14 protein-coding genes are annotated in these 18,178 nt (G+C 40.9%); 9 read left to right on the forward strand and 5 right to left on the reverse strand.

Translation table 11 applies throughout. The annotated features are described in order from the left end of the window. Window positions 1-165: 165 nt before the first annotated feature. From FKG96_RS11940 to FKG96_RS11955, 4 genes are all read right to left on the reverse strand, one after another. Window positions 166-3,348: a TonB-dependent receptor gene (locus FKG96_RS11940; protein WP_242627345.1), complete on the reverse strand. Its 3,183-nt coding sequence runs from the start codon at window positions 3,346-3,348 to the stop codon at window positions 166-168. Between the two features lie 247 nt (window positions 3,349-3,595). Then, on the reverse strand, window positions 3,596-4,330 hold the full coding sequence (locus FKG96_RS11945; RefSeq protein WP_130857551.1) for an MIP/aquaporin family protein: 735 nt from the start codon (window positions 4,328-4,330) through the stop codon (window positions 3,596-3,598). A 258-nt stretch (window positions 4,331-4,588) separates the two neighbouring features. Then, complete coding sequence (gene glpK, locus FKG96_RS11950; protein ID WP_013666175.1) at window positions 4,589-6,103, reverse strand: glycerol kinase GlpK; 1,515 nt, start codon at window positions 6,101-6,103, stop codon at window positions 4,589-4,591. 34 nt (window positions 6,104-6,137) lie between these two features. Further along, the gene (locus tag FKG96_RS11955; RefSeq protein WP_242627343.1) at window positions 6,138-7,736 is read right to left on the reverse strand and encodes a glycerol-3-phosphate dehydrogenase/oxidase; all 1,599 of its coding nucleotides are present in this window, start codon (window positions 7,734-7,736) and stop codon (window positions 6,138-6,140) included. Between the two features lie 177 nt (window positions 7,737-7,913). On the opposite strand from FKG96_RS11955, the gene FKG96_RS11960 reads away from it, so the two are divergent. The 6 genes from FKG96_RS11960 to FKG96_RS11985 all read left to right on the forward strand — a co-directional run bounded on the left by FKG96_RS11960 (window position 7,914) and on the right by FKG96_RS11985 (window position 13,247). Continuing rightward, complete coding sequence (locus FKG96_RS11960) at window positions 7,914-8,678, forward strand: DeoR/GlpR family DNA-binding transcription regulator (RefSeq protein ID WP_013666177.1); 765 nt, start codon at window positions 7,914-7,916, stop codon at window positions 8,676-8,678. Between the two features lie 290 nt (window positions 8,679-8,968). Next, window positions 8,969-9,214 (forward strand): thioredoxin family protein, encoded by a 246-nt coding sequence (locus tag FKG96_RS11965; protein WP_130857550.1) that lies wholly within the window; start codon window positions 8,969-8,971, stop codon window positions 9,212-9,214. Between the two features lie 16 nt (window positions 9,215-9,230). Beyond that, window positions 9,231-9,635, forward strand: coding sequence for a class Ib ribonucleoside-diphosphate reductase assembly flavoprotein NrdI (gene nrdI / locus FKG96_RS11970; protein ID WP_013666179.1), 405 nt, complete (start codon window positions 9,231-9,233; stop codon window positions 9,633-9,635). Further along, window positions 9,598-11,715: a class 1b ribonucleoside-diphosphate reductase subunit alpha gene (gene nrdE, locus FKG96_RS11975; RefSeq protein WP_013666180.1), complete on the forward strand. Its 2,118-nt coding sequence runs from the start codon at window positions 9,598-9,600 to the stop codon at window positions 11,713-11,715. The genes nrdI and nrdE overlap by 38 nt, the downstream gene beginning before the upstream one ends. A 192-nt stretch (window positions 11,716-11,907) precedes the next feature. Next, on the forward strand, window positions 11,908-12,891 hold the full coding sequence (gene nrdF / locus FKG96_RS11980) for a class 1b ribonucleoside-diphosphate reductase subunit beta (protein WP_013666181.1): 984 nt from the start codon (window positions 11,908-11,910) through the stop codon (window positions 12,889-12,891). Window positions 12,892-12,992: 101 nt separating this feature from the next. After that, window positions 12,993-13,247 carry a DUF2892 domain-containing protein gene (locus tag FKG96_RS11985; RefSeq protein WP_013666182.1) on the forward strand — a complete coding sequence of 85 codons (255 nt, stop codon included), beginning with the start codon at window positions 12,993-12,995 and terminating at the stop codon, window positions 13,245-13,247. Window positions 13,248-13,431: 184 nt separating this feature from the next. Here FKG96_RS11985 and FKG96_RS11990 read toward each other — a convergent pair whose 3' ends face one another. Continuing rightward, a complete protein-coding gene (locus tag FKG96_RS11990) occupies window positions 13,432-14,322 on the reverse strand; it encodes a bestrophin family protein (protein WP_149105547.1) in 891 nt (296 codons plus the stop codon). Window positions 14,323-14,582: 260 nt separating this feature from the next. Here FKG96_RS11990 and FKG96_RS11995 point away from each other — a divergent pair, with 260 nt between their 5' ends. From FKG96_RS11995 to FKG96_RS12005, 3 genes are all read left to right on the forward strand, one after another. Then, a complete protein-coding gene (locus tag FKG96_RS11995) occupies window positions 14,583-15,371 on the forward strand; it encodes a hypothetical protein (protein WP_013666184.1) in 789 nt (262 codons plus the stop codon). 25 nt (window positions 15,372-15,396) lie between these two features. Further along, window positions 15,397-16,896 (forward strand): GH3 auxin-responsive promoter family protein, encoded by a 1,500-nt coding sequence (locus tag FKG96_RS12000; RefSeq protein WP_130857548.1) that lies wholly within the window; start codon window positions 15,397-15,399, stop codon window positions 16,894-16,896. A gap of 101 nt (window positions 16,897-16,997) precedes the next feature. Continuing rightward, a complete protein-coding gene (locus tag FKG96_RS12005) occupies window positions 16,998-18,176 on the forward strand; it encodes a 1-deoxy-D-xylulose-5-phosphate reductoisomerase (RefSeq protein ID WP_130857547.1) in 1,179 nt (392 codons plus the stop codon). Window positions 18,177-18,178 lie beyond the last annotated feature (2 nt).

Consider the following 18,178-nt stretch of genomic DNA (forward strand, 5'->3'; position numbering starts at 1 on the left):
TTGTTTTCTGAAAATTACGTAGGTTTCATAATGTTTCATTTGATGTAAAATATTGATTGAATGAAAAGTGTGTCCTTGAAACGAAAGCAAATGATTAAGGATGTTCCCGAAATCATATAATAGTTGAATAATTAAAAAGGCTTTCGAGCGGTTTATTACCGCCGATCAAAAACCGTAGCGAATACCTATTTGTATTTGATAAGGATTTCCGGACGGATTAATGACGCCTACATTGGTATTCACATTATAGTTGTAAACATTTAATGTCGGATCAAAGCCTCTGATGTTATAAATATTCTGCTTTCCCAAGGTTTTTTGTACGCCCCAGTCCTTATTGAGTAAGTTCGCTAAATTGAAGATATCTCCGGAAAGCTCGATATACTGCGATTTGTAAGTCGTAAATCTCTTGGTTATCCGCAAATCCCAGGTTCCGTAGAATCCATTGGTACCACCATTCCGCTCGGCGATCTGTCCGATGCTCTGTTTAATGTATTCCTTTAAACCGGCATCTGCCTCCGGATTATCCAAAATCTGTTGAATGGCATTCCGATAGGCTTGGGGCACGTTGTTATTATTCGGATCGAAAATATAAGCTAAGTCGTTTGAGTTAACAAAATCACCATTTACGTTTCCGTTAACGGCCAATGAATAGCGTGTTCCGCCTATTCCCGAATAGCGCAAACCGATACTGATGCCATAGAAGGTGGGTAACGCGCCATATATTACTAACTTGTGGCGGAACTGCGTATTGGAATAAGCCATTCTACTTAAATCACGTGGATCGCCCGGCGTCATTAATTCTAAGGTAGCAGTATTGGCAACATCACCATTAAAGGAGGTGTTATCTTTGCTATCGTTCCAGGTGTAGCTGAACGATAGGACGCCGTCTTTATAGTATTGATAAGTTCCATCGAGAACAACGGCATATTGGTTGATCTTTCCTTCGCTATTCAGTTCCAACACCCTTCCTAGTTTAGTTGATTTACGCCCGTTCTGCCAGTCGGCCGATCCATTCGCGGTGTTAATTGTTGATGCCGGAACGTATACGCCTCTATTCGCTTCATTGGCAATGCGAAAAAATGGTTCGTCAACCATATTTTTATCGACATACATATAATTGTTTCTCGCTAAACTGGCATATAGACTTAATCCTAGTTTTAAACGATTGGTAATAAGCCGGTTGTATGAAATGTTTCCTTTATAAACGGTAGGTATCTTGGCATCGCTTCCGTTCATGTTAATAGTAGAAGTAGGACTTATGCCTAATTGCTCAAATAACTCATATCCTGGTGCGGTACTTGGATCTTGTCTATATTGTGGAAAGTTGGGCGTAATGCCAAGAGGCGCACCGGGAGCGTTACGCTGAACATCAATGGTTGCCACCTTTGTCCCGTCGAAAACCATGTTATTGATCATGGCATAATTGTTAATGTCGGATCCAAAAATGCCGGCGCCAAACTTAAGGATATCCCGTTGTTGCTCGTTAATGTCCCAGGTAAATTGAATCCGTGGCTGAAGGATAAAACTATTTAAGGCATTGGATGTATTTAATCCCAGCTCATCATAAACCAGTTGATTGAAATTCGGTTTATTGATGTAAGATGTGTAGTCTGCCCGGATACCGGCCATCATGTCTAAGCCCTTTCCGAGCTTGGTTTGCATCTGGGCGTAAAGTGCGGCAGTCAAAATATTTTGCTTAACGCTGGGATCGTCTTCCAAAGCAATTTCGCGAGCATAACGATAAGGATCTAAATTATTAAACTCTTCCAGTCCTGTGAAATAGAAGCGCCCGTTCATTTCACTGCCGTATAGCGACTTCATATGGGTATACATGATGTCTGTTCCAAAAGTGTAGTTTATCTTTTCGGTATTGTAGTATAAATTGTCAGATAACTGAAATACGTTGTTGTAAAAATATTCCGGTATATAGCGCTGTCCGCCTAATTGTATATCGGTTAAAACTTCTTTTCCATCAATGGTTGAACTGATATTTTGAATGATTGCTCTCGGGATACTTTTGCCGGGAAGCTGTTCATTGGGAACAGAGGATTCGGAAGTGTACAAATGCTGTGCTTTGAGTTCATTGGTGATTTTGGGACTTAACACAGATCTCAGCGTTGCTAAGAAACTGTTATCGGATGTTTTGACGGAGCCATACACTTCATATAGGTTGATTTTGGAATTATCACCCAAACTATGATTGTTCTTGTCATAGACAAAATTTTCTCGTAGGGTGAGCAAGTGTTTGTTGTTAAGTTGCCAGTCAACACGCGCAAAGATGGCATCGGTGCTCCGCTTTCGGTCGAAAGATCCAAATTGCTGCGAACTGGCAACACCATATTTATTTCTGGCAATATCTAAGAACTGATCAAGCGTTGATTGGGTTACATTATACCGCTTTTCATCTTCGGGTGAACGGATGTCGGCAACTTGGAAGGGTCTGGCATCCGCTTGATGATCCCAGGTGACATAAAAATGTGCTTTGTCCTTTACAATCGGTCCTCCCAATGAAAAACCATATTGGTAAGTAGAGAATTCATTATCTTGCTTATTACCACGGATATCGTAGGGACTGGATAACCAGTCGGCCCGTGCAAAGCCAAATGCGCTTCCCGTAAAGGTGTTGGTTCCGGATTTGGTCACCGTATTAATGGTACCACCGCCACTACGACCATAAGTTACATCATATTGATTGGTTACAATCTTAAATTCGCGTATCGCCTCCATGGAAATAGCATAGGAGCCGCCACGGCGATTGGCGGTACCGCCTGAAGTTGGGTTACGAGACGTCATGCCATCCAATGTAAAGTTGGTGGAAGATGCTAATTGTCCGGCCATACTGTTACCATTACTCATAGGGGAGAGGTCTATCAGGGAGGTGAAATTTCGGCCATTTACCGGTAGTTTTTGTATATCATTCCCCGTAACGGAAGTTGCAGCACCAAAGTTCCCTACGGTATTCTTAATATTAGATGCACTGATTTCGACTTCATCCATTTGGACGGATTTACTGGCTAAAGAAATATTGAGACGTAAAATATCTCCCTGATTGAGGGCATAACCGGTTTGTTCATAGGCAGAATAGCCAATATAAGTAACTCTAATGGTATAAGGTTTACCTAAGGGCAGCTGCTTAAAGTTGAACTGGCCGTTGCTGTTCGTTGTTGTTGTGTTGGTAAACCCCGTAGATTCATTTTTTACGATTACAGAAGCGCCGGCGATCGGACTTTGGTTTTCTCCTTTTACCGTACCGGTGATAGCCCCTTGTGTTGTTTGCGCCATCAGGTGCCCAAAACTTACTGTACTTACAATAAATGCAAATAACAGTAGACAAATGTTGCTTTTCATAATTTTCATTAATAATTTGTTCTTAATGGCCATGAAACTTACCCTTCCGCCAAAGCAAAGGCATAAACTATTACACCGTTGGCCATGGCAGTCTAAGTAAATTCATTTAAATACGTGTGTCTAAAAGCTAGACACTTTATGAAGCTGTGGTACAGCCGGTTTATAATGTTATATATATGTTATTAAATTGTTAGCTAACATTGAAAAAGGCACGCGTACACCTTCTATCAGGCATACGAACAAAATATTACGTGACGATTATATAAACAACATAGGCCAGGGCAGCGCCAATCAGTGGACCGATAACGGGCACCCAAGCATAGCTTGCATTAAATCCTGCTTTATTTTTTATAGGCAGAATGGCATGAATAATCCGAGGGCCTAAGTCGCGGGCCGGATTAATCGCATAACCGGTTGTTCCTCCAAGTGACAAGCCGATCACCCACACAACAAAAGCTACAGGTATTGCGCCGATGGATCCTAAACCTATTGGTGCTTTGGTATCATCAATGGCGATCTCACCATCTTTAAAGAAAAACACAGCGATAATAAGGACAAATGTTCCGATAATTTCGCTGATTAAGTTGATAGGTAGATTTCTGAGAGCAGGCGAGGTACAGAATACGGCTTGCTTGGCACCTGCATCTTCGGTTTCATCAAAATGGTCCTTATACATGAGCCATACTAAAAAAGCGCCGGTCATTGCGCCGATAAATTGTGCCAGCACATAAGAGCAGGCGGTAGCCCAACTTAGATTATCGCTTAAAATCATTGCTAATGTAACTGCTGGATTTAAATGTGCCCCACTATAGGGGCCTGCGATAACTACGCCTGTGAAAACCGCTAATGCCCAGCCGGTTGTGATTACGATCCAGCCGCTACTGTGTCCATTGGTGCCTTTGAGTACCACATTAGCGACGACGCCTCCACCTAATAAGATCAGTATCATCGTGCCTAATAGTTCAGCTATAAAAGGTGTCATAATTTAGTTGTTAACTTCTAGTTATTGGTTATTAGTTATTGGTTATTAGTTATTTGTTGTTCGTTATTGGTTATAAGTTATTCGTTATTGGTTAGTAGTTGTTAGTTGCTGGTTGTTAGTTATTTGTCGTCAATTATTTGTAACCGATTGCGAGTTCCTTTTTCAGCCAACAAGCTAATTCCGAATGTGTTAAAGGCCGGATAAACTCACCTCTTCGGTTGTCACGCCGGCTCATTTATCGACTAATTATCACATTGGCTAATTGGCCGATTGATTTTCCAATCTTGCCCAGGCTTTCGCCGCTTCGACAGCGCGATGCCAAGCTTGCATACGATTTTCAATATCGATTTTAACATCTGGTTTAAAGGTTTTGTCGATTTGCCATTGATCTTTCAAATCATCCATGTCTTTCCAATAGCCAACCGCTAAGCCTGCAAGATAAGCTGCTCCGATAGCCGTAATCTCGGTGATTTTCGGTCGTACGACCGCTGCTTGCAAAATATCTGCCTGGAATTGCATAAGCAGATTGTTGTTAGTAGCGCCACCGTCTACACGTAATTCGTGGATTTCTTTTCCTGCATCTGCTTCCATAGCCTTTAATATGTCAACTGTTTGGAAAGCGATTCCTTCCAACGCGGCGCGAGCAATGTGGGACGCATTGCTACCTCTTGTCAATCCAACCATTGTCCCTCTAGCGTAGGAATCCCAATGCGGAGCACCGAGACCCGCAAAGGCAGGAACTAGATATACACCGTCCGTATCTTCCACCTTACTGGCTAAGGCCTCCACTTCTTCAGACGATTTAATAATGCCCAGACCATCACGAAGCCACTGTACGATGGCCCCGGCAATAAAAATGCTACCTTCTAAGGCGTAAGTCACCTGGCTGCCGATTTTCCATGCTATGGTAGTCACCAAATTATTCTTTGAAACGATTGGTTTGTTGCCGATATTCATCAGCATAAAGCAACCTGTCCCATAAGTGTTTTTTACCATTCCTTCGCTTGTACATAATTGTCCGAAGAGTGCAGCCTGTTGGTCGCCTGCAATGCCGGCTATCGGAATGCGATCTGTCAGTATTTTTCCTGCGGTTTGTCCATAGATTTCGCTCGATGACTTAACTTCTGGAAGCATGCTTGCGGGTATTTCAAAAAGATCCAACAGTTCTTTATCCCATTGCATGGTTGAAATATTGTATAGCATCGTACGGGATGCATTTGTTACATCAGTAACATGCTTTTCGCCATCCGTCAAATTGTATATAAGCCAGCTATCAACGGTACCGAAGAGGAGCTTTCCGTTTTCGGCCTTTTCTCTCGCTCCATCTACGTTATTCAAGATCCAACGGATCTTTGTTGCGGAGAAGTAAGAGTCTATTAATAATCCGGTTTTCTTTCTGATAAGCTCCTCATAACCTTGTTCTTTAAGTTCGTCGCAATAGGGAGCGGTTCGTCTGTCTTGCCAGACAATGGCATTATAGATAGGTTTGCCGGTTTCACGATCCCAAACAATTGTTGTTTCGCGTTGGTTAGTAATTCCGATGGCCGCTATATCTACTGATTTAACTTCTGCCTTTACCAGGGCCTCGGCGATAACGGCTATTTGTGAAGACCAAATTTCTCGCGGATCATGCTCTACCCACCCGGATTTAGGATAAAATTGTGTAAACTCTTTTTGCGCGATGGATACAATCTCTCCCTGGTGGTTAAAAATAATAGCACGAGAACTTGTTGTGCCTTGATCAAGTGAAAGTATATATTTGCTTTGGCTCATATTTTATTTTATAATGTTAGTTTGTATCGACTTATTATTGTAAACCAATAAGGTAACCTTTGGCAAGCGTGTCAAATTCCATAAGTTGTTCCTTTATCCAATTTGCATCTTTCCCTAACTCACTGGCCATTATTTGGGCAACGGTTGGGGCCATTTCTATAGCAGCTTTTGCATCGAGAAAAAGCATGCGTATTCGCCTAGCCAGCACATCTTCAATCGTACGTGCCATTTCTTCGCGGATAGCCCATACTACTTCTGCTTTAACATGCGGATAGTTGACATGCAGCTTTTCTCCCAATCCATTTTCTTCTGATATCAGGCTTTTGATTTTTTCGGCATCTGAGCCATAAACGGTCCAATGACCTTGTTCGTGATTGCTTATGTCTGCACCATGAATTCGGATGTCGACTGTTTTACATGGCTGAAAAGCGATATTGGCGGTTTTAATGGCTTGATTTACGGTGTCTTCCGCCATTTTTCGATAAGTGGTCCACTTACCGCCTGTAATGGTAATTAGTCCGGAATCGCTGACTAGCAATTTATGGTCACGTGAGATTTCCTTTGTGCTTTCTTTGCCGTCTTTAGGAGCCGCCAATGGTCTTAAGCCGGCAAATATACTTAATGCATCCTTTCTGGTTGGCCTGTTGTCAAGATATTCCCCCGCAGTCTTTAAGATAAAATCTATTTCTTGTTCAAGTGCTCTTGGTTCTAGGCTGTGTTGATTAAGTGGGGTATCCGTTGTACCCAGCACTAGTTTGTTATGCCAAGGGACGCCAAAAAGAACCCTGCCATCACTCGTTTCAGGAATCATTAAGGCGCTCTTTCCCTGGAGAAAAGAACGTTCTATTACAATATGAACACCTTGGCTGGGCCTAACTAGCGCTTGATGTTTTGGCTGTTCAAGCGTTAAGATTTCGTCTACAAAAACACCGGTGGCATTGATAACCACTTTAGCTTTTACTTTATAGGCTTCCCCACTTTCTTGATCGAGAACCGTAAAACCATTTGTCTTTCCTTTTTCGTCTTTATTTAAGCTGACTACTTTGGCATAATTCAGCAGCGTGGCTCCAAACTGTGAAGCCGTTTGTGCAAGATTGATCGCTAAACGAGCATCGTCGAATTGTCCATCGTAATATTCTATACCACCTTTCAGGTGCTTGACTTTTACGCCTTGTATACGAGTGGTAACTTCTTTTTTGGACAGAAGGGACGACCTCCCGATGCGATATTTGCCTGCCATCCAATCGTAAATCTTGAGTCCTATTAAAAATTTCAGTTGCGCAAACCAGGTGTAGCATGGTATGACGAAACTTTGCGCATGTGCCAAATGAGGCGCATTTTTGAAAATAATTCCCCTTTCCCGGAGCGCACCGTAAACAAGCTTGATATCACCTTGTGCAAGATATCGTACACCTCCATGAACCAACTTGGTGCTTCGACTGGAAGTACCTTTGGCGAAGTCTGCCTGTTCTACCAGTAGCGTCTTATAACCTCGGCTAGCCGCATCGACTGCTATGCCAAGGCCAGTTGCTCCACCTCCAATGATGGCGATATCCCAAAGACTGTTTTGACTTAGCTGCCCTAAACTAACGTTACGGCTGAATGTGTGTTGGAGAATGGTGTTTTCTTGCATGTGGGTGCCCAATTTAGCTATTCTTTCTTTTCTTATCAATTGGTTTGTATAGCAAAGTTAAATCATCCTTTTAAGAAATCAAAAATAATCTTTCGAAATAATTTCGAAATAAAATGAAACAACTTGCTATTCTTGTGTATTCAGGCAAAAAAGTTAAATTAGCGCAAAATAAATGCTATGAATAGTGTAGAGCGTCATCAGATTATTCTTAAACGACTGCAGGAAAAAGGGTCTATCAATGTGTTGGATCTAGGAAAGGAACTCGACGTGTCGACTGTAACGATCCGAAAGGATTTAAAATTGCTGGAAGAAAGACAGATGCTTTTTCGTACCCACGGAGGTGCTACCCTGAATAATCCCTATACAATTGACCGATCCGTGGTTGAAAAAGAGAAGTTGCAGTCGGAAGAGAAGGCGCTCATAGCAGAAATGGCAGCATCCCTGGTGGTACCCAACGATTCTATTATTATTGCATCGGGGACGACTGTGTTAGCAATGGCGAGGCATATTCACCCGCAGGGAAATCTAACCGTCGTAACATCAGCTCTTCAGGTTGCAATAGAATTAAACAGGCATTCGAACGTAGAAATTCTTCAACTAGGGGGCATGATGCGATCGAGTTCAGCTTCCGTAGCAGGACCGTATGCCGAAAAAATATTGGAAGATTTTTTCTGTAGTAAACTATTTCTGGGAGTAGATGGTATCGATCCTGACTTTGGGTTGACTACTACCAGTGGATTGGAAGCGCATTTGAATCGTAAAATGATTGAAGTGTCCCAAAAGACAATTGTATTGGCCGATTCCACTAAATTTGGCCGACGCGGTTTTGGTAGAATCTGCGGCTTTGATGAAATTGACGAAATCATTACAGATAAAAACATCCCATCCCATATGCTGAAGGAACTCGAAGGCAGGGGGGTGAAGGTGACGATTGTAGAATAGTTAAATAGTTGAGTAGGGAAGTGGTTGAGTAGGGAATTAGCCAATGTGGCAATGTGATGATTAGCCGATGAGCCAATGTCATGGACCGTGCAAGCTTAAAGCTTACTGCTTATGGCCTAAAGCCTAACAACTAATAACATCCATCCCTCAAAATAAAAATCATACCAATTTTCTTCAAATAAAGAAATGTGGATTAATCCACCCTGTGTTGAAAATTATTTACACTGATTCTAAATGTTAAGGTGCACCTTTGCACTTACCCTCTATTTACAACAAAAAATAATAAGGCTATGATAAGAGTTATAAAATTCGAAAAAGATAATTGCGCGCCTTGCAATATGGTGTCAGAATTTCTAGATAATAAGGGTATTAACTACGAAAAAGTAAACCCTTTTGAGAATCCCGAAGTAGCCATGCGATTCAGGGTGCGAACGGTGCCAACCGTTATCGTAACCAAAGAGAACGAGGAAGTGAAGCGTGTCATCGGTTTCAAGCCTGAGGAATTATTAACCATTAGCAGTCTGCAGCAAGCGTAGATAAAGATCTTCGGTTATGCAACATTGGATCTATTACGATAGTAAAACCGGAAATGTAGATCGATTTGTGCATAAGTTAGAGGCCAGAACGGGTTGGTCCATCCGACGAATTTCTGAAAACCTGTCGATTTCTCAGCCGGGCCATCTTATCACATTTACTACCGGAAGGGGTGAGGTGCCCGTGGTAACAGATAAGTTCATGCAGCAAAACCATGATTTGATAAAGACGGTTTCTGCCAGTGGAAATAAAAATTGGGGACTCAACTATGGCAGAGCGGCAGATACCGTTGCAGCGATCTATCAACTCCCCGTATTATTTAAGTTTGAACTCTCGGGCAGTACCGATGATGTTCAACAATTTATTAACAAGATAAACGAATACCATGAATACCACAGTAACAAAGAATGCGAACATAGCTAAAAAGTGGATACTCCTGAATAACGAGATCATGACGAAAGATGACGACGATTTTCGCCTTTATAAGGATAAGGAAGCGGTAAGGTCATACTTTTTGGATTATGTAAATAAGAATACGGTATTCTTTTATACCTTGAAGGAAAAGATAGATTATTTGATTGAAAACAAATATTATATCAATTTCTATGCGCATTATTCTTTCGAGCAAATGAAGGAGGTATACGACTTTGTGTATGCGAAAAAGTTTAGGTTTCCTTCTTTCATGAGTGCTTTTAAGTTTTTTCAAAGCTATGCTTTACGAGATGATAGCGGTGAAAAATTCTTAGAGCGTTATGAAGACCGCGTGGTATGTGTTTCCCTTTATCTGGCATCGGGCGATTTGAATCGCGCGTTGGAGTATGCTGAGATATTGATTAATCAGGAATACCAGCCCGCGACACCTACTTTCCTCAATGCCGGCAAGCTACGTTCCGGTGAACTGGTTTCTTGTTTTTTGGATGAGATAGGCGATAGTTTGAGTGGTATCAGTTATGCCATTGACGAAGCGATGAAGCTGTCTTCTATTGGAGGAGGAGTCTCTTTTAATATTTCTAAAGTGAGAGCCCGCGGTGAAGCCATAAAAGGCGTGGAAGGACGTTCGAGTGGTGTTTTGCCGGTGATGAAAATAATGGAAGACACATTTTCTTATGCCAACCAATTGGGGCAAAGACCGGGAGCAGGGGCTGTTTATCTGAACGTTTTCCATAGCGATATTGAAGAATTTTTGGATTGCAAGAAAATCAACGTGGATGAGAAGTCGCGCATCAAATCCTTGTCAATCGGTGTTATCATTCCGGACAAGTTCATGCAAATTGCAGAACACGATGAGGTTTGCTATCTTTTCTACCCGCATACGGTCTATCAGGAATATGGTCAATACCTAGATGAAATGGACATGACCAAAATGTATGATGAACTGGTGAGCAATCCGAAAGTGAAGAAACGCAAAATCAATGCACGTCATTTACTGATTAAAGTTGCTCAAACACAAAAAGAAAGTGGCTATCCCTACCTCTTCTTTAAAGATAATGCCAATCGAGGGCATGCATTGAATGGGATTGGATCAGTGAAGTTTTCAAACTTGTGTACGGAAATTATGCAACTGTCAGAGGTTTCGGATATCAACCCATACCATGAAGAAGATACCATTCGTTACGGTATTTCCTGCAATCTAGGCTCGCTTAACATTGCTACCACAATGGAAAACCGCCGCATAAAAGAAGTCGTAAAAACAGCAATGCGGTCGTTGACAGTCGTATCCGATATGACAGATATTAAAATGGTCCCGACGATACAAAAAGCCAATCGCGAACTACATAGCGTAGGTTTGGGAGCCATGAATTTACACGGTTTCCTTGCTAAGAACTTTATTACCTACGAAAGCAAAGAGGCGCTCGATTTCTGTAACGTATTCTTTATGATGGTAAATTTCTATTCGTTGGAGTGTTCTATGGAAATCGCCAAAGAGCGGGGCGTGACATTTAAAGGTTTTGAGAATTCGGATTATGCCAATGGCGCTTATTTCGACAAATACATAAATAATGATTATTTCCCGGTAAGTGATCGCGTTAAAGAATTATTTGAAGGAATAACAATCCCGGACCGTGCTGCATGGGAGAAACTAAAGCAGGATGTTATGCAACATGGCGTATACCATGCTTACCGCATGGCCATTGCTCCTAATCAATCTACTTCCTACATTATGAACGCAACAGCTTCTGTTATGCCGGTAGTAGATACAATAGAGGTTCGGGAATACGGCGATAGCACGACCTATTATCCTATGCCTTATCTAAATAACGACAACTATTTTTATTATAAATCGGCCTACGATATGGATCAAAATAATGTGTTGCGTTTGATATCTGTTATACAAAGGCATGTGGATCAAGGTATTTCAACTATTTTGCATACCAATTCGAAAGATACAACGAGAGATTTAGCTAAGTACTATATATATGCTCATAAAATGGGATTGAAGTCACTATATTATACGCGTACGAGAAAAGCTTCTATCGATGAGTGTATCTCTTGTTCGGTTTAGTTTTTAGTATCAAGTAGCGAGTAATAGGTATCAAGTATCAAGTAGCGAGTATCAAGTAATAGGTATCAAGTAGCAAGTATTAAGTAATAGGTATCAAGTAGCAGATAGCAACATAATAAAAGCGTCAGCTAGGAGTCCTGATACCTGTATCTTATGTCCTTATACTTGCATCTTACGTCTAAATAAAAAATAATGAATCAATATAAAGCAGTCAATTGGAACACGCCTGAAAATGAATATGTTGGCATGTTTTGGGAGCAAAATATAAGGCAATTTTGGATCGATACGGAATATATTCCCTCGAAAGATATCGATGTGTGGAAGAAGCTCACCCCCGAAATGCAGGAAACCTATAAAAAAGCGCTTGGAGGTTTAACTTTGTTGGATACCTTGCAAAGCCATACAGGGATGCCGAAGATCTTGGATCATATCGATGGACTGCAGAGTAAGGCTGTTTTGTCTTATATGTGTATGATGGAGGCGATCCATGCGAAATCTTATTCGACGATCTTCACTACAGTAGCGAGTACACCTGAAATCAATGAATTATTTGAGTGGGTGCAAGACAATAAGTATCTCCAGTTTAAGGCTGCTACGATTGATCAATATTACCGATCATTAGATAAGAAAAAGGTAAGTAACGAGGAATTGTATATGTCACTTGCCGCTTCTGTTTTGCTTGAATCGTTTTTGTTCTATAGTGGCTTTTTTATCCCACTATGGTTAGCGGGGCAGGGACAAATGGTGGCAAGTGCGGATATTATTAAAAAGATTGTTGCGGATGAATCCATTCACGGTGTTTTTGTAGGGCTTTTGGCACAAGACATCTTCCGAAAATTATCGAATCAGGAAGAAGTAAAGAAAAAGGTTGTCGACTTATTGATGTTGCTCTACGAGAATGAGTTAAAATATACCGAAGAGATTTACACCGATGTCGGCCTTACTGCTGAGGTAAAAGAATATGTACGCTATAATGCCAACAAAGCGTTAATGAACTTAGGTTTTGAAGAGCTTTTTGAAGTGAAGGAAGTCAATCCAATTGTGTTGAACGGATTGAACTTGGAAACAACGCAGCACGATTTCTTTTCAAAAAAATCTACAAATTACGAAAAGGCTACGCAGATCAGCCACCTGCACGATGAAGATTTTGCGCCGGATTTAACTTTACCTGTTTAGAGAATTGGAGGGAGTAGTTACTATTCCCAACTAACAGGTCTCTATTAACTATGGAAAAACCGAATGGCCAAACATTTGTTATAAGATAAAAAATAAACATCATGGCACATAGAGAATATCTTTTAACAGAGAGTGATTGCACGAATATTGAATTTTCCGAGCGTGTGATATCGATAGGAACGGGTACTTATATGATTTATAAAGGCGTTCGTGAACTTTTTAAGAGACCGTTGTTAGCTCTTGGTCAGGTAGCGATCGGCAGTGCATTATTATACCGAGGCGCAACAGGTACATGTGACGTGAAGCGATTGATCGAAAGGGAATATGAACATCCCGAAAAAGCAGAGTTTGTTTAAAGAAAATTTTATAATGAAAGCAAAGGCCCTATCTGTGTCTATCAGCAGGGCCTTTATTATTTTGCACACACCTCGCTGCTACAGCAGGTTTCTTTTTTGAATGATGGATCTTTTATTTCAGAAGCGTCATGAGTTCGTTTTGATCAGGTTTTTACTTTTGAATTTTTACTTTTGAATTTAATTATTACATACTAACGCCGGCTTTTGGCGTGAGTGGCTCGGGAAGTGGGGATTCTCCTAATATTTCCTTTAAATCAATCTCGATATTTTTGGCAATAGTGGTCATGGGTGTATCATTGGGCTGCCCTTCAAAGGGATCCTGTATTTGAATTGCGATTTGCTCAATGATTAAAAAGATAAAAGAGATAATGATGGCTAGAATAAGGGTAGCGTAACCTAGCTCTTTAACCATAGCAAAGGGTATCAAACAAGCAAAAGTGTGTACCAGCAACCACGAAAAATAACCGTAAGGTACAGGAAAAGGGGTGTTTTTTATCCTCTCTGCTTTTCCTAACTCGTCGGTCAAATTTTGCAGAATGGTTTCCAACTGGACGAGTAAGTAAGTATTAAGCCTCCCCGACTCATTCAGTTCAGTTAGTTGTTTTAGATTCATCATTAAAAGCGTATTCGGCACATGTCTTTTGCTCTTGATCGTGTCATAATCTTCGGGTGATAACAATCGATTTAAATGTTCCGCACCACCTTGCCTCCTTAGGTGTTTACCCATGGATTCGACAAAACCAATTTGTCTATAAATCAATGTGCGTGCAATATCGGTATTTTCCTTACCTAAAAAGCCCACCACTTCACGGGCAAAGGTTCGGGAGTTGTTGACGACAGCCCCCCAGATGATTCTTGCTTCCCACCACCTTTTATACGCAGCGTCGACACGGAAACCCATCAGAATCGAAAGGGCAGTACCCATGATGGCTATTTCAGTTTCCGGAATGGCGATTCGCCATCCGAATTCTATATAGCCAATGCATACAATAATTGATAACAATAAGTAAATAATGATCCATTTAGCAATAAGCCGAAACATATGGGCGGCTCGGATGTTGGTTTCTACAATCATATATTATGTATAAATACTATGCGCTTTGAAGGTGTGGCCATATCGAATAGGGTAACACTGGAAACGGACTATTGTTTTTTAGGCGTCGCAGTTTCTTGCTAAGATAATAAATGAAAATAAGTAGGGTAATTGGGATAGAAAAACCTTCGTTTAATACAAATACCCCATTATGCGCTAAATAGATTGCCGTAGAAAATTAGCGTGTGAAATTAGGCTAATAAAAAAAATTTATATTAGGTTTGTACTGATATAAAAAATTTATGATTCAGTTTCTGAAAGATAGTACCTTTGCCGTAAATGACGTCATCAACCGGTCGTGGGATGTGTTAAGAAAACACTATTTCTCTATTGCCGGACTTTGTTTACTGCTTTTTTTAACTTCCAATGCCTCCGGAATCTTGGCTTTCTACTTTCGCGATGTTAGTCGCGTATTGAGCTCGTTTATGGCATTTGTTTTTGTGGTATTGTATTTCGGTATCCAACTTACATTATTCAAGTATATCTTTCATGTAGTGGACGATGCAAGGGAACATGTTTCATTACAGGATACGATTCCAACAACAAAAGAAATTAGCTATTTTTTTATCGCGATGATAAGCTTAGTGGCAATGATATTGATCGCTTTCGCCATATTAGCGGTTATTATACTGCCGGTTATTTATATTTTTAATAGTACGGAACATGCGGTCGATTTATTTACAATCTTATCTGTAATCTTTCTTATCAGCTTTATGATGCGGGTTGCTTTTTACCCCTTTTTTATTATCGACCGCCACGAACGTCCGTTTAAGGCTATTCGCCTAAGTTTTGCCATTACGCGGGGTAATTTCCTGAAATTATTGCTTCTATTAACTTTTTTAACCATTTTGCATTTGTTGTCGATTTATTTCAACTATCGGTCGTATCCCATGTTGTCGGCAGCTTTGAGTTTAGTGAACTCCTTTTTAGTTGTTCCGCTTTCCAGTGTTGCTATCGCATTGGCGTATCGGCAGATGATGAGAGAATACAAAGGGGAAGACGACCCAACGTTTATTAAAAATATTATTTGATTGGAATCAACCGTTAACTGAAAGTATGGGATTAAAAGCTGCTCTAAGTAAGCCTTTCGCTGCACTTGTGACTAAGAAAATTGATCGATGGAAATATCAAGCGGCGACCGTACAAGAAAAAGTTCGGGAGCAATTGGTATCGGCAGCGAAGAACACGACATTCGGAAGAGACCATCATTTTTCAACGATTCATTCATACGAAGATTTTAAAGAACAGGTGCCTGTTCGGGATTACGAAGGTTTACGACCCTATATAGAACGGGTGGTGGCGGGAGAGTCTGCCGTATTGTGGCCAGGGAAACCACTGTATTTGGCAAAAACCTCAGGAACTACCTCTGGAACAAAGTATATTCCGCTTACACGCGAGTCGATGCCGGAACACATAACAGCGGCTCGAAATGCCTTGCTAACTTATATCCATGAAACAGGAAATACATCGTTTGTTGATGGAAAAATGATCTTTCTTCAGGGAAGTCCGGAGTTGAAAGAAAAGAACGGTATAAAAATTGGACGTCTTTCGGGCATTGTTGCCAATTATGTACCTACTTATCTTCAAAAGAATAGATTACCCACTTACGAAACTAACTGTATAGATGATTGGGAAACAAAAGTGGATGCAATTGTTGATGAAACGTTAAAGCAGGACATGCGGTTGATCTCGGGCATTCCACCCTGGGTTCAAATGTATTTCGAACGAATTTCCGATAAAACAGGAGGAAAGAAAATTAAGGATGTATTTCCAAACTACAGCCTTTTCGTATATGGAGGGGTTAATTTCGAGCCCTACCGCGCCCGATTGGAGGACATGGTAGGTAAAGGTATCGACTCTATTGAAACCTATCCCGCTTCTGAGGGGTTTATTGCCTACCAAGACTCTCAAACAGAAAAAGGTTTATTGCTCCTTTGTAATGCCGGAATTTTTTACGAATTTATCCCTGTGGAAGAAATCTTCCATGAAAAACCGACACGGCTTAGTCTTGGACAAGTCAAGTTAAATGAGAACTATGCCTTGATATTAAGCACGAATGCAGGCTTATGGGCTTACAATATAGGGGACACAGTAAAATTTGTTTCATTGAATCCTTATCGTATTGTCGTTACCGGGCGTATCAAACATTTTATTTCAGCCTTTGGAGAGCACGTGATTGGCGAGGAGGTTGAGTTTGCACTCATGCAGGTAGCCAAAGAAGAAGGCGTTGAAATCATCGAGTTTACGGTCGCTCCGCAGGTGAATCCACCGGCAGGTGAATTACCTTATCATGAGTGGTTCATCGAATTTGGAAAGCCACCGGTTGATATGGAGCGCTTTAGATTAAAGGTAGATCAGGCATTACAGCAAAAGAACACCTATTATTTCGATCTTATTGAGGGAAAGGTTTTGCAACCACTGGTCATTAGGATCATGAAAAAAAATACTTTTGTAGACTACATGCGATCTTTGGGGAAATTGGGTGGACAAAATAAACTGCCTCGTTTGGCAAACGACCGATCGATAGCGGAAAAAATAGAAGGCTATATTGTTTGATACAAATAATAATAACGCACAAAATGTAACATTTGGTTTCTTTAGAGAAGCTTGTAATTTAATAACAGATCCCTGATTTAAGGGAAGCAAATTACTTACAGATGAAAAGAATAGCAATATTGGGTGCGACGGGAAGTATAGGAACGCAAGCTTTGGAAGTAGCTCGGGAGCATTCGAGTCTTGTTAAAATAGAAGTACTTACTGCTGCAAACAATGCTGAATTGCTGATCAAGCAGGCACTGGAGTTCCTGCCAAAAACAGTCGTAATAACAGAAGAAAGCAAATACCAGCACGTTAAGGAAGCATTATCTGCAACAACAATTGAGGTGTTGACAGGTTGTAATGCGTTAAATGATGTGGTGAAAGGCGCTTCTATAGACATGGTTTTAACGGCTTTAGTTGGGTTTGCCGGTTTAGAACCAACTGTGTCGGCAATTCAAGCAGGAAAGGACGTCGCATTAGCCAATAAGGAGACATTGGTTGTTGCGGGGGAGCACATTATGTCATTGGCCAATCAATATGGAACCAAAATATTGCCTGTAGATTCGGAACACTCAGCTATTTTTCAATGTTTATCCGGTGAGTCACTTGCTTCAGTTGAAAAAATCTATCTGACTGCATCCGGTGGCCCGTTTAGAGGAAAAGATCGAAGCTTTTTAGCCCATATTACAAAACGGGAAGCACTGAAACATCCAAATTGGATAATGGGGCAGAAAATAACGATTGATTCTGCATCCCTAATGAATAAAGGTCTGGAAGTGATTGAAGCCAAATGGCTGTTCAATCTTTCTATCGAGCAGATTGAGGTTATTGTCCATCCCCAATCCATCATACACTCTCTCGTACAGTTTAACGATGGATCATTGAAAGCGCAATTGGGATTACCGGATATGAAGTTGCCGATTCAATATGCGCTTTTACATCCTGGCCGGCCCACCAATTCTTTTCAGCGATTTGATTTTATGGACTATCCGCAGTTGAGTTTTGAGAAACCGGATTTAGAAACTTTCGCAAATCTTCGACTTGCCTACCATGCAATTCAACAGGGGGGTAATATGCCATGTATTCTAAATGCTGCCAATGAAGTGGCTGTGGCAGCATTTTTGAGCGACGAAATTGGATTTTTGGAAATGAGTGCGATTATTGAAGAGACGATGACACTAATACCTTTTATTCTTTCTCCGTCCTTAGTAGACTATGTAAGCATAGATAGGGAAGCCCGTAAAATTGCGAGTGATTTAGTAACAAAAAAGAAAAAAGTATATCAAATAGAAAAATAAAG

Origin of the sequence: Olivibacter sp. LS-1 (genome assembly GCF_008245145.1) — a bacterium.
Taxonomy (GTDB): Bacteria; Bacteroidota; Bacteroidia; order Sphingobacteriales; family Sphingobacteriaceae; genus Olivibacter; species Olivibacter oleidegradans.